22 protein-coding genes are annotated in these 22,747 nt (G+C 43.2%); 18 read left to right on the plus strand and 4 right to left on the minus strand.

The window, feature by feature from the left end; genetic code table 11:
* Positions 1 to 53: 53 nt before the first annotated feature.
* From JS40_RS12800 to dnaG, 4 genes are all read left to right on the plus strand, one after another.
* Positions 54 to 617 carry an RNA polymerase sigma factor gene (locus JS40_RS12800; RefSeq protein ID WP_034261180.1) on the plus strand — a complete coding sequence of 188 codons (564 nt, stop codon included), beginning with the start codon at positions 54 to 56 and terminating at the stop codon, positions 615 to 617.
* Positions 604 to 1,386: a hypothetical protein gene (locus JS40_RS12805; protein WP_034261182.1), complete on the plus strand. Its 783-nt coding sequence runs from the start codon at positions 604 to 606 to the stop codon at positions 1,384 to 1,386. The genes JS40_RS12800 and JS40_RS12805 overlap by 14 nt, the downstream gene beginning before the upstream one ends.
* Positions 1,387 to 1,466: 80 nt before the next feature.
* The gene (locus JS40_RS12810) at positions 1,467 to 2,525 is read left to right on the plus strand and encodes a coiled-coil domain-containing protein (RefSeq protein ID WP_034261184.1); all 1,059 of its coding nucleotides are present in this window, start codon (positions 1,467 to 1,469) and stop codon (positions 2,523 to 2,525) included.
* Positions 2,526 to 2,631: 106 nt separating this feature from the next.
* Entirely contained in the window at positions 2,632 to 4,593 is a 1,962-nt protein-coding gene (gene dnaG, locus JS40_RS12815; RefSeq protein ID WP_034261186.1) for a DNA primase, read from the plus strand.
* A 1-nt stretch (position 4,594) separates the two neighbouring features.
* Here dnaG and JS40_RS12820 read toward each other — a convergent pair whose 3' ends face one another.
* On the minus strand, positions 4,595 to 5,227 hold the full coding sequence (locus JS40_RS12820; protein ID WP_034261188.1) for a response regulator: 633 nt from the start codon (positions 5,225 to 5,227) through the stop codon (positions 4,595 to 4,597).
* Between the two features lie 155 nt (positions 5,228 to 5,382).
* Positions 5,383 to 6,174 carry an NAD(+) synthase gene (gene nadE, locus JS40_RS12825; protein ID WP_034261190.1) on the minus strand — a complete coding sequence of 264 codons (792 nt, stop codon included), beginning with the start codon at positions 6,172 to 6,174 and terminating at the stop codon, positions 5,383 to 5,385.
* A 108-nt stretch (positions 6,175 to 6,282) separates the two neighbouring features.
* Here nadE and gldB point away from each other — a divergent pair, with 108 nt between their 5' ends.
* Both gldB and gldC read left to right on the plus strand, forming a co-directional pair.
* Entirely contained in the window at positions 6,283 to 7,242 is a 960-nt protein-coding gene (gldB, locus tag JS40_RS12830; protein WP_034261192.1) for a gliding motility lipoprotein GldB, read from the plus strand.
* Positions 7,242 to 7,577, plus strand: coding sequence for a gliding motility protein GldC (gene gldC / locus JS40_RS12835; RefSeq protein WP_034261194.1), 336 nt, complete (start codon positions 7,242 to 7,244; stop codon positions 7,575 to 7,577). The genes gldB and gldC overlap by 1 nt, the downstream gene beginning before the upstream one ends.
* Positions 7,578 to 7,663: 86 nt before the next feature.
* On the opposite strand, the gene yihA is transcribed toward gldC, so the two are convergent.
* Entirely contained in the window at positions 7,664 to 8,269 is a 606-nt protein-coding gene (yihA, locus tag JS40_RS12840; RefSeq protein ID WP_034261196.1) for a ribosome biogenesis GTP-binding protein YihA/YsxC, read from the minus strand.
* A 52-nt stretch (positions 8,270 to 8,321) separates the two neighbouring features.
* Entirely contained in the window at positions 8,322 to 9,086 is a 765-nt protein-coding gene (locus JS40_RS12845) for an alpha/beta fold hydrolase (RefSeq protein WP_034261198.1), read from the minus strand.
* 201 nt (positions 9,087 to 9,287) lie between these two features.
* Here JS40_RS12845 and mraZ point away from each other — a divergent pair, with 201 nt between their 5' ends.
* The 12 genes from mraZ to ftsA are packed head-to-tail and all read left to right on the plus strand — an operon-like array spanning position 9,288 to position 22,714.
* Positions 9,288 to 9,761: a division/cell wall cluster transcriptional repressor MraZ gene (gene mraZ / locus JS40_RS12855; protein WP_034261202.1), complete on the plus strand. Its 474-nt coding sequence runs from the start codon at positions 9,288 to 9,290 to the stop codon at positions 9,759 to 9,761.
* Complete coding sequence (rsmH, locus tag JS40_RS12860) at positions 9,748 to 10,644, plus strand: 16S rRNA (cytosine(1402)-N(4))-methyltransferase RsmH (protein WP_034262503.1); 897 nt, start codon at positions 9,748 to 9,750, stop codon at positions 10,642 to 10,644. The genes mraZ and rsmH overlap by 14 nt, the downstream gene beginning before the upstream one ends.
* A 31-nt stretch (positions 10,645 to 10,675) precedes the next feature.
* Positions 10,676 to 10,993, plus strand: a complete 318-nt coding sequence (locus JS40_RS12865) for an FtsL-like putative cell division protein (RefSeq protein WP_034261204.1) — start codon at positions 10,676 to 10,678, stop codon at positions 10,991 to 10,993.
* 4 nt (positions 10,994 to 10,997) lie between these two features.
* The gene (locus JS40_RS12870) at positions 10,998 to 12,998 is read left to right on the plus strand and encodes a penicillin-binding protein (protein WP_034261205.1); all 2,001 of its coding nucleotides are present in this window, start codon (positions 10,998 to 11,000) and stop codon (positions 12,996 to 12,998) included.
* Complete coding sequence (locus JS40_RS12875) at positions 12,995 to 14,458, plus strand: UDP-N-acetylmuramoyl-L-alanyl-D-glutamate--2,6-diaminopimelate ligase (RefSeq protein WP_034261207.1); 1,464 nt, start codon at positions 12,995 to 12,997, stop codon at positions 14,456 to 14,458. Before JS40_RS12870 ends, JS40_RS12875 begins: the two co-directional genes overlap by 4 nt.
* 3 nt (positions 14,459 to 14,461) lie before the next feature.
* On the plus strand, positions 14,462 to 15,694 hold the full coding sequence (gene mraY, locus JS40_RS12880) for a phospho-N-acetylmuramoyl-pentapeptide-transferase (protein ID WP_034261209.1): 1,233 nt from the start codon (positions 14,462 to 14,464) through the stop codon (positions 15,692 to 15,694).
* Between the two features lie 2 nt (positions 15,695 to 15,696).
* Entirely contained in the window at positions 15,697 to 17,034 is a 1,338-nt protein-coding gene (gene murD, locus JS40_RS12885; protein ID WP_152558184.1) for a UDP-N-acetylmuramoyl-L-alanine--D-glutamate ligase, read from the plus strand.
* A 14-nt stretch (positions 17,035 to 17,048) separates the two neighbouring features.
* Positions 17,049 to 18,239: an FtsW/RodA/SpoVE family cell cycle protein gene (locus tag JS40_RS12890; protein ID WP_034261211.1), complete on the plus strand. Its 1,191-nt coding sequence runs from the start codon at positions 17,049 to 17,051 to the stop codon at positions 18,237 to 18,239.
* Positions 18,226 to 19,323 (plus strand): undecaprenyldiphospho-muramoylpentapeptide beta-N-acetylglucosaminyltransferase, encoded by a 1,098-nt coding sequence (gene murG, locus JS40_RS12895; protein ID WP_034261212.1) that lies wholly within the window; start codon positions 18,226 to 18,228, stop codon positions 19,321 to 19,323. Before JS40_RS12890 ends, murG begins: the two co-directional genes overlap by 14 nt.
* Positions 19,320 to 20,675 carry a UDP-N-acetylmuramate--L-alanine ligase gene (locus JS40_RS12900; protein WP_034261214.1) on the plus strand — a complete coding sequence of 452 codons (1,356 nt, stop codon included), beginning with the start codon at positions 19,320 to 19,322 and terminating at the stop codon, positions 20,673 to 20,675. Before murG ends, JS40_RS12900 begins: the two co-directional genes overlap by 4 nt.
* Complete coding sequence (locus JS40_RS12905) at positions 20,665 to 21,381, plus strand: cell division protein FtsQ/DivIB (RefSeq protein WP_034261216.1); 717 nt, start codon at positions 20,665 to 20,667, stop codon at positions 21,379 to 21,381. Before JS40_RS12900 ends, JS40_RS12905 begins: the two co-directional genes overlap by 11 nt.
* Positions 21,382 to 21,385: 4 nt before the next feature.
* Positions 21,386 to 22,714, plus strand: a complete 1,329-nt coding sequence (gene ftsA, locus JS40_RS12910; RefSeq protein ID WP_034261218.1) for a cell division protein FtsA — start codon at positions 21,386 to 21,388, stop codon at positions 22,712 to 22,714.
* Positions 22,715 to 22,747: the final 33 nt, after the last annotated feature.

Raw genomic sequence — 22,747 nt, forward strand, 5'->3', positions numbered from 1 at the left:
TTTGCTAAAACGCTGCGTCTTTAATAATAGAAGCGTTTAAAAAAACCAAGTTTGTGAAGATTGTATCATTACATAAGAACTATAGTAAATTGATCGCAAAGGCGGGAAAAGGGGACCGCAGGGCACAACACGACCTGTTTGAGCTCTTTGCGCCAAAGATGCTGAGTATATGCAGACAGTATGTAAAGAACACCGAGCAGGCGGAAGATGTGATGATCACCGGTTTTACCAAGGTGTTTAAATACCTCCACACGTATAAGTCGGAGGGAAGTTTTGAAGGATGGATCCGTCGTATTATGGTAAATGAATCTATTTCTCAACTTCGCAAGGATAAAAAATTAGGCTTTGCAGATGAAACCGAAATCGAGAATTCCATGGATCATGTGGCTTACATTGAGACTGCTTTGGAAGTGGCAGAGATCCAGGCGATGATAGATACACTGCCGGATGGTTACAAAACGGTCTTTGTCTTGTATGCCGTGGAAGGCTACAAGCACAGTGAGATCGCCGAATTATTAGGGATAAGTGAAAGCACTTCGAAATCACAACTGTTCAAGGCTAGAAAAATGCTTCAGTCGAAAGTAGAACATAATACAATTAGTTATGGCACCCATTAAATTTGAAGAGAATATTAGAGAAAAGTTGCAGGAGCGGGAGCTGTCACCGTCCAAAGATGCCTGGAAGAAACTGGAAGCAAAGCTGGAGACCGAAGCACCACAAAAAAGCAACCGGAGCTTCTGGTTTGCCGTTGCAGCTGCGGTCGCCGCACTGTTGATCGTAGGGGCGTTGGTTTACAGCCCATTTCAGCAAACCCCTAACGGGAGTCTGGTAGAGGAAGCACCTGTAAAAGTTAAGAAAGAAGAAAGCACCAAAGAGATCGTTCCGCAGGAGATCACTTCTTCGGAAATTGCTTCGGAAAGTCTTTCTTCTGAAGAAAAAACAGAGGGCGGATCGCAGGTAGCTCAAGAGAAATCCCTTCCGAAGAAAAAAGAAGCTCTTCTGAAGCAAAACGAAACCCCTTCTGAAGCACTTGCTCAACTTGAAAAGAAAAAGACAGATGATGTTCTCACTGCTTCCGAAGCGATCGCGATAAAAGAAAAATCGTTTGAGGATTCAAAAGCAGAAGAAGTCATCAATGAGCTTAAAAAATTAAAAGAATCGAATATCGAGATCACCATAGAGGAAGTCGATGCGCTTTTGGCCAAGGCGCAACGGGAGATCCAAACACAGCGGATCCTTACGGAAAGCACACAAAAGGTAGATGCGGCGGCACTGCTTTTAGATGTGGAGCTGGAGTTGGAACGCAGCTTTAGGGATAAGGTGTTCGACGCTTTAGGGGACGGTTTTGAGAAGATTCGAACTGCCGTCACCGAACGAAACAATTAACAATCATTCATCAATCAAGCTTTTCCATCCCTCTCTACTCGGGAGGGAGGCCGGAAGAGCGCTAAATCAAAAATTACAATATGAAAACTATTACGTATTGCATCGCAGTGGTGCTTTGGGCTATCGCTATGTCTTTTAGTTTGGCACAGGAAACCGATCAAGAGAACACGATCGAATTCCTGAAGGCAACAAAAGAACGGATCATCAATGAAGAAAAGGACGCATTAAAACAAGAGGTCGAACGTATCAATCGCCGTCTGGAAAATGAAGAGATCTCTTATGAGGAAGCTGAAACGTTAAAGAACGAAGCAGCCGAAAAACGCGCAATGAACATCGAGAACCGACTCGCTATTGTTGATAATAAGATCGCTTTAATAGAGCGAAACGGCGTGGATGAAGAAGAAAACAACATTGTAGTGATCGGGTTTGGCAAAGATGACGAAACCGAAGGATCGCTTTTTGGCATTCAGTTCAACAAGTCGAATGAAAGGAAATATGACCGGCGAACCTACAGCGATTTTGTTTTGGCCGTAGGTTTAAACAATGTGATCACCAAAGGGGAGTCTCTAAACGACAGCGATTTTAAAATAGGCGGGAGCCGATTTGCAGAGATCGGTTGGGCCTGGAAGACGCGGGTCTTCGAAGAAAGTAACTGGCTTCGTGTTAAATACGGATTCTCTTTTCAGTTTAACGGATTAAAACCTACCGACAATCGATATTTTGTGGATACCGGTTCTCAAACCGAATTGCAGGAATTTCCTGTGGATCTCGATAAATCAAAATTCAGAATGGACAACCTTGTATTTCCGGTTCACTTTGAAGTAGGTCCCTCTAAAAAGATAGAAGGAGAAAACTATTTTCGATATTCAACCTACAATAAGGTGAAAGTAGGAATTGGGGGCTATGCCGGCTTTAAACTTAGCTCACGCCAAAAATTAAAATATACCGCCGATGGGGAAGACGTAAAAGAAAAGCTGAAAGCAGAATATAACACGAATAATTTTATTTACGGCTTGAGTGCCTATGTAGGTTGGCGAGAAACGGCTCTGTATGTAAAATATGATCTGAATACCCTATTTAAGGATAATCCGGTAGAAATGCGAAATATTTCTCTGGGGTTGCGATTTGATATGGACTAAGAAACCTGTGTTTCCATCGATACATTAAAGCTCCTGTAAAGGAGCTTTTTCTTTATGGGAAAGTATAATTTTTAATAGTATTTTTACTGAAAATTCATTCATTCCATTGATTTCAAAAAACACTATCGATTCTGTATTCGAGACCGCCCGGGTGGAGGAGGTGATAGGTGATTTTGTACAACTGAAGAAATCGGGGAGTAATTTTAAAGGATTGAGTCCTTTTAGTGATGAGCGTACACCCAGTTTTATGGTGTCGCCCGTAAAGCAGATATGGAAGGATTTTTCCAGCGGAAAAGGAGGGAATGTAGTGGCTTTCTTAATGGAACACGAGCATTTCACCTATCCTGAAGCGATCCGGTATCTGGCAAGAAAATACGGGATCGAGATCGAAGAGACGCAGCAAACCAACGAAGAGAAAGAATCTGCCAACGAGCGCGAGAGCTTGTATCTGGTAAGTGAATTTGCCAAGGATTATTTTCATACTACTTTGCTGAAGACCGAAGAGGGGAAAGCCATTGGTCTTTCGTATTTTAAAGAGCGGGGTTTTACCGAAGAGACGATCAAGAAATTTGAATTGGGCTATTCCCCCAATTCATGGGAAGCCTTCACAAGCCATGCCATTAAAAAGGGATACCAGCTGGAGTACCTTGAAAAAACGGGGCTTACTATTGTAAAGGAAGAAAAGCAGTTCGATCGTTTTAAAGGGCGTGTGATGTTTCCCATCCTTAGTTTAAGCGGAAGGACACTTGGCTTTGGCGGAAGGATACTCACCAACGATAAGAAAGCAGCGAAATATCTCAATTCTCCCGAGAGTGATATCTACCATAAAAGCAAAGTGCTTTATGGTATCTACCATGCAAAACAAAGCATTGCGAAAGAAGACAATTGTTACTTGGTTGAAGGTTATACCGATGTCATTCAGTTCCATCAAAAAGGGATCCACAACGTAGTGTCATCTTCGGGAACGGCCCTTACCGCAGAACAGATACGCCTTATCAACAGGCTTACTAAAAACATCACACTTTTGTTCGATGGTGATGCAGCGGGTGTTCGCGCCTCTTTACGCGGGGTGGATCTCATTCTGGAGCAAGGGATGAATGTGAAGATATTTACATTCCCCCCGGGTGAGGACCCGGATAGTTTTGCTCGCAGCAATACGATAGAAGAGATCGCATTGTATCTGGAAGAGCACAGTCAGGATTTTATCAATTTTAAGGCTTCGCTCTTGGCTTCGGAAGCTAAGAACGATCCGGTAAAGAAGGCAGAGACCATTCGGGATATGGTGTTGAGCATCTCCAAGATCCCGGATGTCATTAAGCGTGAGGTGTACATACAAGAGTGTGCTCGGCGTATGGATATAAGCGAGGAGGTCTTGTTCAATACGTTGGCGCAGATCCTTCAGAAGGAAAAAAGGGATGCCGGCAGGAAACCAAAACCTGAGTCGGGTGAGATGCAGGTAATTGCTTCAGAAAATAAAACGGTTACGAAGGTAGATGTCCAGTTCGAGCTGGAACGTAAACTCATTGAATTGTTGCTCCTTTATGGAAAAGAGGAGGAAGATTTTGAGGAGCTTCTTCTTGAAACCGATGAGAAAGGAGCCATTGCATTAAAACCGGAGACGCATAAGGCTAAGGTCTATGAAAAGATCTATCTCGACCTTCAGGATGATGAGATAGAATTTGCCAATGATACTTTTAAGGAAGTGTATTATGCCATTATCAATAAACTGACTCAGGACACCAATTTCCAGATCAATACTTTGGTAAACGAACTTGAACCCGGTACTGCAGAAACAATTTCGCACATTCTTATGGAAGAAGAGAAATACCAGCTGCACAATTGGGAGGGCAAGGATATTTATGTGAAAGAGAAGAACACTTCCATTGCTCAAGTAGTAAGTGAGACCATCTTGAACCTAAGAAGATTTCTGGTTTCCCAAAAGATCAATGAGCTCTCCAACGAAATTAAGGATGGCGACAGCGCCGATAAAGAAACAAGGCTTCAGGATATTGTTGATTATATCACCTTGAAAAAAGTACTTTCTGAAAAATTGAATCGGGTATTGTAATTTACCCGAATTGAAACATTCTGGACTGGTGAATAAGGTCTGCCAGGTTATCCACCTTTAACTTTTTTAGTAAACGGGTCTTATACGTGCTTACTGTTTTTTCATTAATGTTGAGTGCATTGGCAATATCTTTATTGCGTTTGCCGCTGGATAGTAGATTTAATACCTCGATCTCTCTGGAAGATAATTTTTTGTACCGGCTAATAGCGCTGGTCTCTCCCACATTACGACTCGTGAAGGTAGAAGTAAGTTCTTCGTTAAGGAAGATACCGCCTTTCGCAATTTGTTTAAGAGCCTTTAAGAATACTTTTGTGGACGCAGTTTTTGGAACGTATCCCGCCGCACCGGATTTAATGGATCGCAGGGCATAGATCTCTTCGGGGTGTGTGGAAAAAATAAGAACGCGCATTTTTGGAAATTCGGTTTTGATGCCCCTTAATGCATTAATTCCGTTAAGGTTGGGCATGTCAATTTCCATGATAAGAATATCGGGTTGTTCTTCCTGTAGGTTCTTGTACAATTCGTCCCCATTATTGGCTTTTCCGATTATGGTGTAATTACTGTTCTTTTTTAACATACAGGCGATCCCTTTTCGGGTCACAGGATGATGATCTGCAATAATGATTTTCTTCATTTTATAGTCTTTAACGATGCGAAAGACACTTAAAACAACTGCGATGCTAAAAGTGTGAGGTTTTGTAATATTTATACTACAAATCAAAACTAAAAAAAAGTTAAACTACTTAAGATTAATTTCGTTCAACAACACGAAAACTCGTTAAATAACGGTTAACTTTTTAGAGAGGGGGGTATTTCGCAGATTGGGATGGGTTTCATTTTGTGTTGGTTGGCAGAATTGAGCCTTGAAAAGATCTCAAAAACGATTTTTTGGCGTCCGGAAAAGTCACTTTTTGTCTTTCCTTCGTCCTTCATTTTCATCGCCCACTCCAATTCATCGTAACTGGCACCAATTTGATCCTCGTCAGTTCGACTGTCGCCAAATAATCCGTCGGTTGGAGCTGCTTTTAAAATCGATTCGGGGACATTTAAATAGCTGCCAAGAGTATAGACCTCGCTTTTAAGAAGATCGGCGATAGGACTTAGATCCACTCCGCCATCACCGTATTTGGTGTAGAATCCCACTCCAAAATCCTCTACCTTGTTACCGGTACCGCATACCAAATAGCGATGTAGCCCCGCAAAATAGTACAAGGTCGTCATTCGTAAACGTGCACGGGTATTGGCAAGACTAAGGTCCAAATGTGTGTCGTCTACGGTAAAGGGGGCGTGTTTTTTAAACGATTCGAACACGGGGGTGAGGTCCACTCGCACATCACTCACATTGGCGAAATTCTTCTTGAGAAGGGCAATGTGCTCTTCACCTCTGGAAACCTGGCTTTGCGCCTGATGGATGGGCATTTCAACACATAACGTTCGCAATCCCGTACGTGCGCAAAGACTTGAGGTTACCGCAGAATCGATACCACCACTAATGCCTACTACGAAACCTTCCATCTTGGCACTCACGGCATATTGTTTTAGCCAATTTACAATGTGGTCTGCTACTTTTTCTGTCTGCATTTTCTACGGTTTAATCGTTTATAATAATACCTTTGCCACACAAAAATACGCTAAAAGTAAAATTTAAAAAAGGGAATGACGTTAAAGACAAGCCAAACCCGTTTTATAATGAAATATATCATTTTCACAGTGCTCGCCCTTCTGTTTCTATCCTGCGAATCGAAGTTGGATGTCACAGAGGAGATCGAAAGGATCCCGGTAGATCTAAACATTGTTCGATTCGATAAGACCTTTGCGGCAGCTTCGGTCGAGGAACTTCCAACATTAAAGGCACAGTACCCTCTCTTCTTTCCGGAACAGTATGCAGACAGCATCTGGGTGCAGCGCATGCAGGATACGCTTCAGCAACAGTTACACATGGAAGTAGCGCAGCGATTTCCGGATAATTCGGTCTTGGAAGACGATCTCACACCGCTCTTTCAGCATATAAAATATTACTTTCCGCAGTTTGAAATACCCAAGGTCTACACTACCACGTCGGATGTGGATTACCGCAACAAGGTGATCGCTGTGGACAGTCTGCTCGTTATAGCGTTGGACACCTATTTGGGAGAAGCACACCCTTTTTATGAAGGCATTCAAAAATATACGGTAAAGAACATGAAGCCTTCTCAAATTCCTGTGAATGTCGCCGAGGCCTATGCGCAAAGATATATTGCACCTCCTCGCGATAGAAGTTTGCTTTCGTTGATGGTTTACTACGGAAAAATTCTGTATCTCAAGGACCTTTGGTTGCCCGAGGTTTCCAATGCCGAAAAACTAGGATATACCGAAGCCGAATACCAATGGGTTAAAGATAATGAGATCGATATGTGGCGCTATTTTGTGGAGAACGAATTGCTGTACAGTACAGATCCAAAGCTGCCTCCGCGTTTTATCAATCCGGCACCGTTTTCTAAATTCTACCTTGAGATCGACAACGAATCCCCGGGTATGACCGGCAGATACCTGGGATGGCAGATCGTAGCGTCTTATATGGAGAACAACCCTGCAAGCCTTCAGCAATTAAGTATCCTTGAGGCCGAAGAGATCTTTAAAAAGTCGAAATACAAACCAAAAAAGAACTAATGTCAGCACATACTTCAGAAATTAAAATTCAAGTAGATCTTGATGAGAACAAGATCCCCGAGAACCTTCAATGGACAGCCGTAGACGGAGGGATTACTAACGAAGCGGCCAAAGCCGTATTCCTGTCGGTATGGGACCATAAATCCAAAGAAGCACTGCGCATCGATCTCTGGACCAAAGACATGCCGCTGGACGAAATGAAGATCTTTTTCCACCAAACGTTGACTGCTATGGCAGATACTTTCGAGCGCGCCACGTCCGATGAAAAGATGAGTGCCACCATGCGTGATTTTTGCCATTATTTTGCTGAAAAGCTTGAGCTGAAAAAAGAATAAATAGCTGCTTTTTTGAACAAAGGGAGAAATAAAAAAGCTTAGTTAAGTGAGGCTTTTTCTATATTCTGAAGTTTTCATCATTCCCTTTAGGAACTGTGTATCGTGTTGTTGATCGAATCAATATATTGAAGCAATTCGTCACGTCCTTCAGATGAGGTGGCCGAGGTCACAAAATACTGCGGTGTTTCCTCCCATGTCTCCAGCAATTTTTGAAGATACGTTTCAATATTTCTTGAGAGTGCCTTCGGTTTTAATTTATCTGCTTTTGTAAATACAATGGAAAAAGGGATTTGATTCTCGCCCATCCATTGCATGAATTCCAGATCTATGGTTTGTGGCTCATGACGGCAATCGACTAAAACGAAAGCCGAAACGAGCTGCTCTCGTTTACTGAAATAATTGGTAATGAACTTTTGAAAGGTCTTTTTGGCAGTTTTTGAGACCCGCGCATAACCGTAACCGGGGAGATCGACCAGATACCAATTCTTATTGACTAGAAAATGATTGATCAATTGAGTCTTTCCGGGGCGTCCGCTCGTTTTTGCCAGACTTTTTCGTTGCATTAACATATTGATCAACGACGATTTTCCCACATTAGAACGACCAATAAAAGCATACTCGGGCAGTCGGTCTTTGGGACATTTGGCAACATCGCTGTTGCTCATTACAAATTCTGCCGATTTGATCTGCATACGCTACTTTTTATGTTCTTTATTTAAGTGGAAATACCCCAGCCGGTCAATACTAAAAATCGCGTTCTTGCAACCATGCAAAAAGAAGCTCGTTAAAAGTATCCGGATGTTCCATCATAGCGGCATGTCCACATTTAGCGATCCAAAAAAGATCGGAATCCGGTAGCAACTCATGAAATTCTTTGGCTACCTCCGGCGGTGTAACATTGTCGTCCTCCCCCCAAATGATACAGGTGGGTGTGTCCATGTGAGGAAGGTCCTTAGACATATTATGCCGAATGGCACTTTTTGCGATCGCAAGCGTTCTAATCAACTTGTTGCGGTCGTTAACCGTTGCATATACTTCGTCTACGATCTCCTTGGTTGCCACTTTCGGATCATAGAACACATTTTCGGCTTTTTTCTGAATGTAATCGTAATCGCCTCGCTTGGGATAACTCTCTCCCATAGCACTTTCGTACAAGCCGGAACTACCCGTAATGACTAGTGCTTTTATCTTTTCGGGATAGAGTTTTGTGCAGAGTAAACCAATATGGCCTCCCAGTGAATTTCCCAGTAGGATAACATCTTTGAAACCTTTATGGTCGATGAATTCCGAAACGTATTTTGCAAAATTCTTTACATTGGTTTTTAACAAGGACATTTTGTAGATAGGTAATTCTGGAATCAACACCTTGTATCCTTTTGGCGGAAAAAATTGGGTCACCCCGTCAAAATTACTTAGCCCGCCCATAAGTCCGTGAAGCACAATAATTGGGGTTCCTTCGCCCAATTCTAAATAATTAAATTTTCCTTCTTTCTTTAGCTGGTTCGTCATTGTGGTTAATGCAATTAACAAAGGCAAAAGTACACAAATTTATTTCACTGATTCAATTTATAATTCCTCCTTCAAATTTGCAAACACACCCTTCAAAATGGTTTGTAGTGGTAAAACTTATCAACAATGTGGTAAATTGTGGTAAATTGTGGGAAAAGTTCTCTATATTTGAATTTAAAATTTTGTTAAAGAATACCCCTCATGGTCAACCTTATAGGGACATACGAGTGTAAAGCCGACGTAAAAGGAAGGCTTATGGTGCCTGCTCCATTGAAGAAGCAGCTTACTCCTGTGATGACCGAGGGATTTGTAATTAAGCGAGCGGTTTTTCAACCCTGTCTTGAAATGTATCCCATGAACGAATGGAATGCATTAATGCAAAAAATGGGTGAGCTCAATCGCTTCAACCGTAAGAACAACGATTTTATTAGAAGGTTTACCGCCGGGGTAAAGACCGTAGAACTGGATGCTACCGGGCGACTACTTATTCCAAAGGATCTACTGTCCTTCGCGGGTATTACCAAAGAAATTGTCATCTCCACTGCGATCAACATTGTGGAGATATGGGATAAAGAAAAGTACGAACAAGCCATTGACGACGCTGCCAATGATTTTGCAGATCTGGCTGAAGAAGTAATGGGAGATGCAAGCGATGCTGCTCATGGAATATCATAAACCGGTATTATTAAAAGAAACGGTTGACGGTTTGAACATCCGCCCCAATGGGGTCTATGTGGATGTCACTTTCGGCGGCGGAGGTCACTCCAGAGAAATTCTTTCCCGCTTGGATGAGAACGGCACATTGATCGCTTTCGATCAAGATAAAGATGCGCTTGAGAATGCTATCGACGACCCGAGGTTTTTATTGATTAATCAAAATTTCAGGTATCTCAAGCGCTTCTTGCGTTTTCATGGCTATAAGCAGGTTGATGGGATCCTCGGGGATTTTGGTGTTTCCTCCCATCAATTCGATGTGGCCGAACGAGGGTTTTCAACACGATTTGAAGCCAATCTGGATATGCGTATGGACCAGAACAGTGCTTTTTCGGCCTACGATGTGGTTAATAAATATGAGGAAGCTCAATTGCGCAGTGTTTTGTTTCAATATGGCGAGTTGCGGGCTGCACCGGGAATGGCTCGCGTGATTGTTGCGGCTCGGGCCAAAGAACCCATCAAGACCAGCGAGCAGTTGAAGCAGGCCTTGGGGCGGTTTCTTCCAAAACATAAAGAAAACAAGATCCTTGCACAGATTTATCAGGCGATTCGCATAGAGGTCAATCAGGAGCTGGAAGCCTTAAAGGAATTTTTAGTGCAAACACAAGAAGTGCTTCGTCCGGGAGGCCGACTTAGTTTAATAAGCTATCACTCCCTGGAAGATCGATTGGTAAAACGATTTATTCGGAACGGGTTGTTTGAAGGGGAGCCGGAGAAGGATGTCTTCGGAAGGGTAGAAGTACCCTTCAAAGCAGTAGGAAAGTTTAGTATTCCTTCCGAAGCAGAAATAGAAACGAACAACCGTGCGCGAAGTGCAAAACTTCGGGTTGCAGAAAAACTATAGAACATAAGAGAAAAGCATACCTGCGAAACAAATGAAGAAGAGCTTTTACAATATCATGAAAGGAAAATTCTTAATAAGCGATGATGCTTTTAAGAACTGGCGGTTTATCATCTTCCTTTCGGTATTGGCCCTTATCATGATAGCAAGCTCGCACAGTGCCGATAAAAAAGTGCATCGCATCGCACAACTAAATAACGAGGTAAAAGAATTAAAAAGTGAATATGTAGATGTGCGCATGCGGCTCATGCAAACAAAGATGGAAAGCAAGATCATTGCGGCGATGGCCCGGCGGGGATTACAACCTTCGGTCACGCCGCCACAAAAAATCAAGATAACAACAAAAAAGTAACGCGGTGGCCATAGAGGAAAAGAACATATTGAACCGCTTGTATTTTGTCGCCGGATGTATGTTCGTCTTTGCGATCGCTGTTACCGTGAACTTGATAAAAATTCAATTTGTGGAAGGCGAAAAGTATAGAGACCTTGCGCTTAAGAACACAACTAAAAACTTTACCATCCCGGCCAATCGAGGAAATGTGTACGCCGATGACGGAAGCTTACTGGCGACCTCTGTACCCAAGTACGACATTCGGTTTGATGCCGTAACGGTTACATCCCAGAATTTTAAAGAGCACATGGTGCCGCTTTCCATAGAGCTTTCCAAGATGTTTGGAAAACCGGCCTCTTTCTATCAAAACAGTTTTCGGAAAGCACGCGCCAACAAGAACCGCTACATGTTGGTCGCAAAGAACCTGGGGTATTCCGACTATATGCGTGTTAAAAAAATGCCGTTGTTCCGTCTTGGTCCCTACAAAGGAGGGATTATCGTAGAACAACGTACGGTGCGTGAACATCCAATAGGGAAGATCGCCCAGCGTACCGTAGGGGATGAGGCCTACGACAGACCGGGTTACTATGCAGTAGGACTGGAAGGAGCTTTCCATGAACTATTAAAAGGCAAGGAAGGACACCGGCTGAAGCAAAAGATTGCCAAGGGGCAATGGAAACCGGTGTATGATGATAATGAGGTAGAACCTCAGGATGGTTACGATATCGTTTCTACCATAAATGTGAACATTCAGGACATTGCGCATCATGCACTTTTAAAACAATTGGAATATTACGAGGCCGAGCACGGAACGGTGATCGTAATGGAGGTGGCGACCGGTGAGATCAAAGCCGTTTCGAACCTTGGCAGGACCAACGACGGCACCTATTACGAAAAATTGAATTACGCCATTGGAGAATCACATGAACCCGGTTCTACATTTAAAGTGATGGCGCTCATGGCTGCATTGGAAGATAAAGTGATCGATACGTCCACCGTGGTCGATACCAAGGAAGGGGTAAAGGCTTTTTATGGCAGAAAGATCTATGACTCTCATCGGGGTGGCTTCGGAAAGATCTCTGCCGCCAAAGCATTGGAGGTATCCTCCAACATTGGTCTGGCGACCATCATTGATGAAAATTATGCCGCCAATCCGAAAAAATTGATCAACCGTTTCAAAAGTTGGCATCTCACCGAAAAAACTGGCGTTGCCATTAAAGGTGAAGGGGAGCCTTTTATTCCGGAACCCGGTCACAGCAAATGGTCTAAGAACGCTTTACCATCCATATCGTACGGGTATAACCTTCGGCTCACTCCTTTACAAACCCTTAGTTTTTACAACACCATTGCCAATGACGGGGTCATGGTGAAACCTCGCTTTATTAAGGAGGTTCGTGCCTGGAACCGAAAAGTGGAAAGCTACGATACCAAAGTGATCGACACGAAGATCTGTTCCGACGAAACCTTGAAAAAGATCCAAGAGATCCTAAAAAATGTTGTAAAGCGCGGTACGGGGAAATCGTTGTATTCACCCCATTTTTCCATGGCAGGAAAGACCGGGACCGCACAGACGGAGTACTGGATGGACGATTGGCGTGAAAACCGACGGTATGTTTCTTCCTTCGCGGGATATTTTCCGGCTGAGAATCCAAAATATTCCTGCATTGTTGTGATCCACAAACCCAGTATTAAGAAAGGCTATTATGGCGCAGATGTTTCAGGACCGGTCTTTAAGCGTATTGCGCAAAAGATCTTTACAGACGCACCCACCGTAGCAGAGATCGCCAATATTGATACTTCAGATCCTGCCATTGCAATGGATTTTGAGAATTACTATGCCAAGGTGCAGACCCGTTATGAGAAAATTCCCAATGTAAAGGGAATGGCGGGGATGGATGCCGTTTCTCTTTTGGAGAATCTTGGATTAAAGGTAAGAATTGAAGGGAACGGTAACGTGACCTCACAGTCAATAGAACCGGGAGAGGTTTTAAAACAAGGTACACAAATACTATTAAAATTATCGTGATTCTGCTTAAAGACATACTCTATAAGGTAACCATCGAAAAGGTGATTGGGAACACCTCTGTGGCTGTTACCAATCTTGAATTCGACTCCCGAAATATAGGGTTGAACGATGTGTTCGTAGCAGTTCGGGGAACACAAACCGACGGACATGACTTTATAAAAATGGCGGCCGATAAAGGAGCGATCGCGATTATTTGTGAGACGCTTCCCAGTATGATCATTAACGGGATCACTTATGTTCAGGTTGTGGATGCGCATCGGGCGCTTGCCTTAATGGCTGCCAATTATTACGAGAATCCTTCCGAAGCAATTAAACTAATTGGCGTGACCGGTACCAATGGTAAAACTACGGTAAGCTCTCTATTATACAATCTTTTTAAAGCAGCCGGCTACGAAGTGGGGTTGCTCTCCACCGTACGGGTCATGGTTGGGGATGTGGAACACAAGGCGACTCATACGACGCCCGATTCTTTAACGATCAATAAATATCTCCGGAAAATGGTCGATGCAGGTGTAACCTACTGTTTTATGGAAGTAAGTTCACACGGAATCCATCAAAAACGTACGGAGGGGCTTCAATTCGCAGGGGGCATTTTTACCAATCTATCGCACGATCACTTAGATTACCACAAAGATTTTGCCGAGTACCGGGATGTAAAGAAGAAGTTCTTTGATCAACTACCAAAGTCGGCTTTTGCACTTGTCAATATAGACGATAAGAATGGTACTGTGATGCTTCAAAACACGCCTGCTAAAAAATACACCTACGCACTCAAGTCGTATGCCGATTATAAGGTTCAGATTTTAGAAAATCAGTTTACAGGTCTGCTGCTGAAGATCAACAACAATGAATTATGGGTAAAGCTCATAGGGAATTTCAATGCGTATAACATGCTTGCCATTTACGCCACTGCCGATCTTTTAGGATTAGAAACACTGGAGATCCTGCAGCTAATGAGCACACTGGAAAGTGTCGATGGTCGCTTTCAGTATCGGGTTTCGTCTACCAATATCACCAGTATTGTAGATTATGCTCATACCCCCGATGCCTTACAGAATGTATTGGAAACCATCAATAGCATAAGAACCGGTAATGAAGAGCTTATCACCGTGGTTGGATGTGGCGGAGATCGGGATGTGGAAAAGCGTCCGAAGATGGGGCAGATCGCAGCCGCTCTTAGCAATAAGGTCATTTTTACCAACGATAATCCCAGAAGCGAAGACCCGGACACTATCATCAAACAGATGGAAGCCGGCGTATCGCCGGAGCACTTTAAAAAAATAATTTCCATTACCGACAGGAAGCAGGCCATTAGAACGGCCTGTCAGTTGGCGAATCAGGGAGATATTATTCTCATAGCCGGGAAAGGACATGAGACCTATCAAGAGATAAAAGGTGAACGTTTCGATTTTGACGATTTTAAAGTAGTGAATGAATGTATCAACGCCCTAAATAAGTAGACCATGCTGTATTATTTGTTTGAATATTTAGAACGAACCTACCAACTACCGGGGGCCGGGCTGTTTCAGTTCATCACCTTCCGAGCAGCTTTGGCAGTGATCTTGTCTTTATTCATCGCAGCGGTTTACGGCAAGAAGATCATAAATTATCTGCGACGTAAACAGATGGGTGAAACTATACGTGACCTTGGTTTGGAAGGCCAGAGTGAAAAGGCCGGGACGCCTACCATGGGAGGGATCATTATTATTTTGGCCACTGTGGTTCCTGTGTTGCTCTTTGCCCGTTTGGAGAACATCTATGTGATCTTATTGCTTATTACGACGCTTTGGATGGGAACGATTGGTTTTATAGATGATTATCTAAAAAAATTCAAGAATGATAAAGCAGGTCTTGCGGGACGGTATAAGGTTGTCGGGCAGATAGGTTTAGGAATTATAGTAGGTGCGACCATGTTCTTCCATCCGGACATTACTGTGAAACGAGAAAAGGTCAATCCGGTGAACAGTGTCGAATCCATTACCCAAAATTCACCTCGGGAATTTTATGATGCCGAGAAGACACTATTGACCACGATTCCGTTTGTGAAAGAGAATGAGTTTAATTACGAACGTCTTATCGCTTGGGCAGGACCCGATTACGCCAAATATGCCTGGCTCATTTTTATTCCTATTGTGATCTTTATCATAACGGCAGTATCCAATGGAGCCAACCTCACCGATGGGATCGATGGTCTTGCCGCCGGAAGCTCGGCCATAATTGCGCTCACCCTTGCCATTTTTGCATGGGTTTCCGGGAACGTGATTTTTTCAGACTACCTCAACATCATGTACCTCCCCAACACGGGAGAACTTACCATTTTTATAACGGCTTTTGTAGGAGCACTCATTGGATTCCTTTGGTACAATGCCTATCCCGCTCAAGTATTCATGGGGGATACAGGAAGTTTGACCATTGGAGGGATCATCGCTGTGATCGCCATTGCAATTCGAAAGGAATGGCTCATCCCTATTCTTTGCGGGATCTTTTTAATGGAGAACCTATCGGTGGTGATGCAGGTAAGCTGGTTCAAGTACACGAAGAAGAAGTTTGGTGAAGGACGACGCATTTTTAGAATGTCACCGCTGCACCATCATTATCAAATAAAGGGGTTTCACGAAAGTAAGATCGTTACACGATTCTGGATCGTCGGGATTTTTCTGGCAATCCTTACCATCGTCACATTGAAAATTCGATAGTAGTGGCAGGTAGGTTGGTCATATTAGGAGCAGGAGAAAGTGGGGTAGGAACTGCCATTTTAGGCAAAAAGAAGGGGTTTGAGGTGTTTGTTTCAGACTTCGGAAAAATTAAAGACAAGTACAAACAAGTTCTTTTACATCATGAGATCGAATGGGAAGAAGAGGGACACACCGAAGCAACATTACTTTCAGCAACTGTAGTGATGAAAAGTCCGGGGATCAAGGATACCGCTTCTGTAGTAATGAAATTGAAGGAAAAGGGAATCCCTGTTATTTCTGAAATAGAGTTTGCTTCTCAATACACCGAAGCGACCATCGTTGGAATTACCGGCAGCAACGGAAAAACCACAACGGCAACGCTTACCTATGAACTGCTAAAGAACGGTGGATTGAATGTAGCGTTGGGTGGAAATATAGGGAAGAGCTTTGCCGAGCAAGTGGCCGAAGATATATACGAGCACTTTGTCTTGGAATTGAGCAGTTTCCAGTTGGATGGAATCGTGAATTTTCGACCGCACATTGCAGTGCTTACAAACTTGAGTCCGGATCATCTGGATCGATATGATTACAAGTACGAAAATTATATCGCTTCCAAATTCCGGATAACAATGAACCAGACAGCAAGTGATTATTTCATTTACGATGCCGATGATGAAGAAATAGCGAAATGGCTTGCCACACATCCCATACGATCTAAGAAAATACCTTTTTCGGTAAAAAAAGAACTAGAAGAAGGTGCATACATAAAAAATGAACAAATAATACTAACAATAGATAATACCAATCTCACTATGCCAATTGCAACATTAGGATTACAAGGTCAACATAACATCAAGAACGCCATGGCCGCGTCTACGGTAGCAACGCTGCTAAAAATTAGAAAAGCCACGATCCGGGAAAGTTTAGAAAGTTTTCAAGGCGTGGAACATCGTTTGGAAAAAGTACTTCGAATCAACAAGGTACTTTATATAAACGACTCAAAAGCAACCAATGTCAACGCTACCTTTTATGCCTTGGACAGCATGGAAACTCCTACCGTTTGGATCGTTGGCGGAGAAGATAAAGGTAATGACTACAGTGAGCTATTGCCTTTGGTCAATGAAAAAGTAAAAGCGATTATTTGTTTGGGTGTTAATAACGAAAAGATCGTCAACGCCTTTGGGAATGTAGTAGATGTCATGGTGGAAACGCAGTCCATGCAGGATGCTGTGCAGGTAGCGTATCGAATGGCCGAAAGAGGCGAAACCGTACTTCTTTCACCGGCTTGCGCCAGTTTCGATCTTTTTGAGAATTATGAGGACCGGGGAAGACAATTTAAAGATGCCGTACGAAACCTATAAAATAATTTAAATCAATGCGTGCGATTTTTCAACATATACAGGGAGATAAAGCGATCTGGGCGGTCGTAGGATTACTGGCGCTCTTTTCCTTTTTACCGGTGTATAGTGCCAGTAGTAATTTGGCCTATTTGTATGGTGATGGAAGTACCCTTCCTTATCTGCTGAAACACTTTGCGCATTTATTATTAGGTTTTGCCATACTTTACGGCGTGCATAAGATCCCGTATCACTATTTTAGAGGACTTTCGATCATTGCACTTCCTATTGTTATTATTTTGCTATTGATCACCTTGTCTGAAGGTACTACCGTAGAAGGAGCGAATGCAAGCAGATGGATACGTGTTCCCTTTGTAGGGGTCACTTTTCAAACGTCGACCTTGGCATCTGTAGTGTTACTAACTTATGTAGCTCGTTATCTTTCCCGAATTAAGGATAAGGCGATCACTTTTAAGGAAACCATAGTGCCTTTGTGGCTTCCGGTTTTTATCGTATTGGCCTTGATACTGCCTGCAAATCTTTCAACCACCGCCATCCTTTTCAGCATGGTGGTGATGCTTGTCTTTGTAGGGGGATACCCTGTGAAGTATTTAGGCATTATTTTGGGAGCAGGACTGTTGTTCCTCACCTTGTTCATTACTACGGCAAAAGCATTTCCTACGCTATTCCCCAATCGTGTGGATACCTGGATGAGTCGTATAGATAATTTTACCAACGGTGAAGACACAGAAGCCGACTATCAAATTGAAAAGGCAAAGATCGCCATCGCTTCGGGCGGGGTGACCGGTTTAGGTCCCGGAAAGAGTATTCAGAAGAACTTTTTACCACAATCCTCCTCCGATTTTATCTATGCGATCATTGTAGAGGAATTTGGAATACTGGGCGCGCTATTTCTTATGTCGTTGTATCTATTCCTTTTGTTCCGGCTGGTGATCGTTGCTTATAAGGCGGTATCGGTCTTTGGAAAATTGCTGGTCATTGGAGTGGGATTGCCTATTGTATTTCAAGCCCTTATCAATATGGGTGTTGCGGTGGAATTGTTTCCGGTTACCGGGAAGACCCTCCCGCTAATTAGTAGCGGTGGAAGTGCGATATGGATGACTTGCTTGGCCTTGGGGATGGTACTAAGTGTGAGTGCCAAGCGAGAAGTAATTAAAAAAGAAGAAAAAGAAGAGAACCCTTTAGATATATTAAGTGAAGCCCTATAGATTCATCATAAGTGGAGGAGGAACCGGAGGTCATATCTATCCGGCCGTAGCAATTGCGAACGAGTTGCAATTACGCTATCCGGAAGCCCAATTTCTATTTGTTGGGGCTAAGGACAGAATGGAAATGCAAAAAGTACCACAGGCAGGCTACGCCATTGAAGGTTTATGGATCTCCGGGTTACAACGAAATTTGACAATTAAAAACCTGCTGTTTCCTTTAAAATTAGCCTCAAGTCTTATAAGGGCACGAGGCATCCTTAAAAAATTCAAGCCTCACGTTGCCATTGGAACCGGGGGTTATGCGAGTGCACCGTTGCTTCGGGTTGCATCCATGAGAAGGATCCCTTGTTTGATACAAGAACAAAACAGTCATGCCGGGATCACCAATAAATGGTTGGGGAGCAAGGTACAACGCATTTGTGTCGCTTATGAAGGAATGGATGCGTTCTTTCCTTCTGAAAAAATAACCCTCACCGGAAACCCGGTGCGACAGGATCTGCTTGCAGTGGAATCAAAGCGTACTGAAGCGCAATCCTTTTTTAAGTTGGATCCTTCACAAAAAACACTGCTCGTTCTGGGCGGAAGCCTAGGTGCCAAACGTATTAACGAATTGATCGCAACCTCCCTTCCGTTTTTCGAGCGTCTTGATTTACAAGTGATCTGGCAGTGCGGAGCGCATTATGAAACAACCTATAAAAATGAAGGTACTCGTTCGGTTCAAGTTCACGCTTATTTAAACCGCATGGATTTGGCGTATGCTGCTGCCGACATCATTATATCGCGCGCAGGGGCATTATCGGTCTCTGAGCTATGCCTCGTGGGAAAACCAGTATTGTTCATCCCCTCGCCCAATGTTGCCGAAGACCACCAAACAAAGAACGCTATCGCAATTTCAGAAAAAAATGCAGCATTAGTAATAAAGGAAAGTGAGCTCAGCGATAAGTTCGAAACAGAGTTCACAGCGCTAGTAGAGTCGGAGAATACCCGTAAGCTCCTCTCAGAGAATATAAAGGAACTGGCAAAGCCCAATGCGACCCGGATGATTGTTGCAGAGATCGAAAAATTATTGAATAACGCGTCATGAAAGAGATGAAGGACATAGAGGCCATATATTTCGTAGGTGTTGGAGGTATCGGGATGAGTGCCTTGGCGCGTTACTGTAAATTGCTGGGAAAAACAGTTTCGGGATATGACAAGACACCCACCGATCTTACCGCAGCTTTGGTAAATGAGGGTATTGATGTAACCTATGTGGATGCTGTTGGTGAAGTTCCTGAAGCCTTTCAGAATAAAGAAAACGCACTAATCGTCTATACACCCGCAATTCCGGGTTCGAGTCGACTCTTGCATTATTTTACTTCGGAAGGGTTCTCTGTTGTGAAACGCTCCAAACTTCTTGGTGCGGTCACAGAGAATTCTTTGTGTCTTGCGGTAGCCGGTACTCATGGGAAAACCACCACGTCGGCGATCTTAGGACACCTCTTGGCTGCGTGCGATATGCCTGTTACAGCGTTCCTTGGAGGTATTGCAGAGAATTACGGCAGTAACTTTATAAGCAATGGGACCGAGATCACCGTGGTAGAAGCAGATGAATTCGACCGTTCATTTCTCACCTTACGACCCGATATCGCTTGCGTGACCTCAATGGATGCAGATCACCTGGATATCTATGGCGATTCTGCAACCATAGAAGAAGCATTTAAAAGTTTTACGGCATTACTTCCCGATGCAAATAATTTGTTGTTTCGAAAAGGATTGCCTTTAGAGGGGCAAACCGTAGCAGTGGGCGAGGCAGCTGATTTTGAGGCGCAGAACATTCGAATCGAGGACGGAGTTTATCATTTTGACCTTAAGACACCCAACATCATATTACGAGATCTTGTTTTTAATCTGCCCGGACATCATAACCTACACAATGCTGTAACTGCTTTGGGCATGGCCATTCTTTCCGGTATCCCAACACCCGGCCTGCCCAAAGCTTTACAAAATTTTAAAGGAGTACAACGACGCTTTTCTTACAAGATAAAACGGGATGACTTGGTTCTTATAGATGATTATGCACACCATCCCACCGAGATCGATGCATTGCATCAGGCAGTGGAAGAAATGTACCCGGAAGATAAGAAATTGATTGTTTTTCAGCCACATTTATTCAGTAGAACCAAAGATTTTGCTTCAGGTTTCGCACAAAGCCTTTCAAAATTCGATGAGATCCTGCTCCTTGATATATATCCGGCACGGGAAGAACCCATGGAAGGAATTACGTCTGAATGGTTGCTCGATCAAATTTCCGCAGCAACTAAAGAATTAGTTACCAAAGAGCATTTGGCTCGTAAGATACAAGCCTCCCGATGTCGTATTAAAATGCTTGTAGGCGCCGGTGATATTGGAGCTGAAGTAGAAAGAATCACTAAAATCTTGAGTCATGAAAGTTAATTGGGGTCTTATAAAATTTATGGTTTTAAGTGCACTCGTTGTCTTCTTGTTTAGTTTTTCGAAAAGCAGAAACGAAAGCAGAAAATTAACAGAAATAAAAGTTGAGTTTGTTGATGAGAACGACCCATTTATCACGGTAAACACGGTTAATAAATTGTTAATACAAAATAAGGACAGCGTTACGAGTATCGATAAAGAAACTTTAGTTTTGAAAGAGATGGAAGATAGGCTATTGAAAAACCCTATGATCCGTGATGCCGAGGTATTTGTAACTGTGGACGGGGTATTAGGGGCGAAAATTGAACAACGCGAGCCCATCGCGAGAGTTGCTGCTTCGCCACATTTCTATCTGGATAGCGACGGGAAGAAGATGCCTTTGTCATCGGTTTATTCAGCCAGAGTACCCTTGATCACCGGAACATCAGTGTCGGAATTTTCAGAAGTAACGCCCCTGCTTTTAAAAATTAAAGAAGATGCTTTTATGAAGAGTACTGTCGTGGGAGTCCATGTACACAGTAACGGAACCATCGATTTGAGATTGCGAAAACACGATTGTAAGGTGTTGTTTGGAAAACCAACAGGCATCGAGAAGAAATTTCAGAATTTCAAGGCATTTTATAAGAAAACGAAACAAGACAGTACGCTTTCAAGCTACGGTTTGGTGAATTTACAATTTGAAAATCAAGTGGTAGCCACAAAAAAATAAGGGAATGGAAAACGACAACATAGCTGTAGGTTTAGATATTGGAACTACCAAGATTGTTGCCATGATTGGTAGAGAGAACGAGTACGGGAAAATGGAGATCCTTGGCATTGGTAAATCCAAAAGTCTTGGTGTACATCGCGGTGTTGTGAACAACATTACCCAAACTATTCAATCCATTCAACAAGCGGTTCAAGACGCGGAAACTTCCTCGGGGATCAAGATCAAAGAAGTAGTAGTGGGCATTGCGGGACAACACATTCGGAGCCTGCAACACAGCGACTATATTACCAGGACCAATAGCGATGAAGTAATTGACGAAGGCGATATTGACCGTCTTTGCAATCAAGTGCATAAGCTGGTGATGCTTCCGGGAGAAGAGATCATTCATGTACTGCCCCAGGATTTTAAAGTTGACGGACAGGCCGAAATCAAAGAACCTATTGGAATGTACGGCGGTCGTTTGGAAGCTAATTTTCATGTGGTCGTGGGTCAGGTATCCTCTATTCGCAATATTGGAAGGTGTGTAAAGAGTTCCGGATTGGAATTATCTGGTATTACCTTGGAACCTTTAGCTTCGGCAAATGCCGTATTGAGCCAGGAAGAGAAAGAGGCAGGAGTCGCATTGATCGATATTGGTGGAGGAACTACCGATCTCGCCATCTTTAAGGACGGAATCATTCGTCACACGGCGGTCATCCCATTTGGAGGAAATGTAATTACCGAAGACATCAAGGAAGGATGCTCCATCATCGAAAAACAAGCAGAACTTTTAAAGATAAAATTTGGTTCGGCCTGGCCGGGTGAGAACAAGGACAATGAGATCGTTTCTATCCCCGGATTAAGAGGTCGTGAGCCAAAAGAGATCACGTTGAAGAACCTCTCAAAGATCATACATGCCAGAGTCGTTGAGATCGTTGAACAGGTGTATTTGGAGATCAAGAACTATGGGCATGAAGAACAGAAGAAAAAACTGATCGCCGGTATCGTTTTAACGGGTGGAGGAGCACAACTTCAACATATTAAACAATTGGTGGAGTACATCACCGGCATGGACACCCGTATTGGATATCCCAACGAACACCTCGCCGGAGATACAGACAGTGAAACAACCAGCCCTATGTATGCTACGGCCGTGGGATTGGTGCTGAACAGCTTGAAAAGCAAACCAAAATTTAAACAAGCCACGTCATTTTCTACCATGGAAGCATCTCAGGATGGCCCGGAGGACCAGAATACAGACGAAGAAGAGATAGAAGATACACCTAAAGAGCGGAAACGCTTTTTTGATAAATGGGCTGAAAAGTTTAAGGAATTCTTAGACAACGCAGAGTAAACCCAGCTAAAATGAAATTAAAAACCTCACAAA

The organism is Altibacter lentus (genome assembly GCF_000746845.1).
Taxonomy (GTDB): Bacteria; Bacteroidota; Bacteroidia; order Flavobacteriales; family Flavobacteriaceae; genus Altibacter; species Altibacter lentus.

Coding starts and splice junctions, on each gene's coding strand:
- JS40_RS12905 (WP_034261216.1), top strand. CDS start 20,665: ATGAAAGTTAATTGGGGTCTTATAAAATTTATGGTTTTAAGTGCACTC.
- JS40_RS12890 (WP_034261211.1), top strand. CDS start 17,049: ATGCGTGCGATTTTTCAACATATACAGGGAGATAAAGCGATCTGGGCG.
- gldC (WP_034261194.1), top strand. CDS start 7,242: ATGTCAGCACATACTTCAGAAATTAAAATTCAAGTAGATCTTGATGAG.
- JS40_RS12865 (WP_034261204.1), top strand. CDS start 10,676: ATGAAGAAGAGCTTTTACAATATCATGAAAGGAAAATTCTTAATAAGC.
- ftsA (WP_034261218.1), top strand. CDS start 21,386: ATGGAAAACGACAACATAGCTGTAGGTTTAGATATTGGAACTACCAAG.
- JS40_RS12805 (WP_034261182.1), top strand. CDS start 604: ATGGCACCCATTAAATTTGAAGAGAATATTAGAGAAAAGTTGCAGGAG.
- JS40_RS12820 (WP_034261188.1), bottom strand. CDS start 5,227: ATGAAGAAAATCATTATTGCAGATCATCATCCTGTGACCCGAAAAGGG.
- rsmH (WP_034262503.1), top strand. CDS start 9,748: ATGGAATATCATAAACCGGTATTATTAAAAGAAACGGTTGACGGTTTG.
- gldB (WP_034261192.1), top strand. CDS start 6,283: ATGAAATATATCATTTTCACAGTGCTCGCCCTTCTGTTTCTATCCTGC.
- JS40_RS12845 (WP_034261198.1), bottom strand. CDS start 9,086: ATGACGAACCAGCTAAAGAAAGAAGGAAAATTTAATTATTTAGAATTG.
- mraY (WP_034261209.1), top strand. CDS start 14,462: ATGCTGTATTATTTGTTTGAATATTTAGAACGAACCTACCAACTACCG.
- JS40_RS12900 (WP_034261214.1), top strand. CDS start 19,320: ATGAAAGAGATGAAGGACATAGAGGCCATATATTTCGTAGGTGTTGGA.
- yihA (WP_034261196.1), bottom strand. CDS start 8,269: ATGCAGATCAAATCGGCAGAATTTGTAATGAGCAACAGCGATGTTGCC.
- mraZ (WP_034261202.1), top strand. CDS start 9,288: ATGGTCAACCTTATAGGGACATACGAGTGTAAAGCCGACGTAAAAGGA.
- nadE (WP_034261190.1), bottom strand. CDS start 6,174: ATGCAGACAGAAAAAGTAGCAGACCACATTGTAAATTGGCTAAAACAA.
- JS40_RS12810 (WP_034261184.1), top strand. CDS start 1,467: ATGAAAACTATTACGTATTGCATCGCAGTGGTGCTTTGGGCTATCGCT.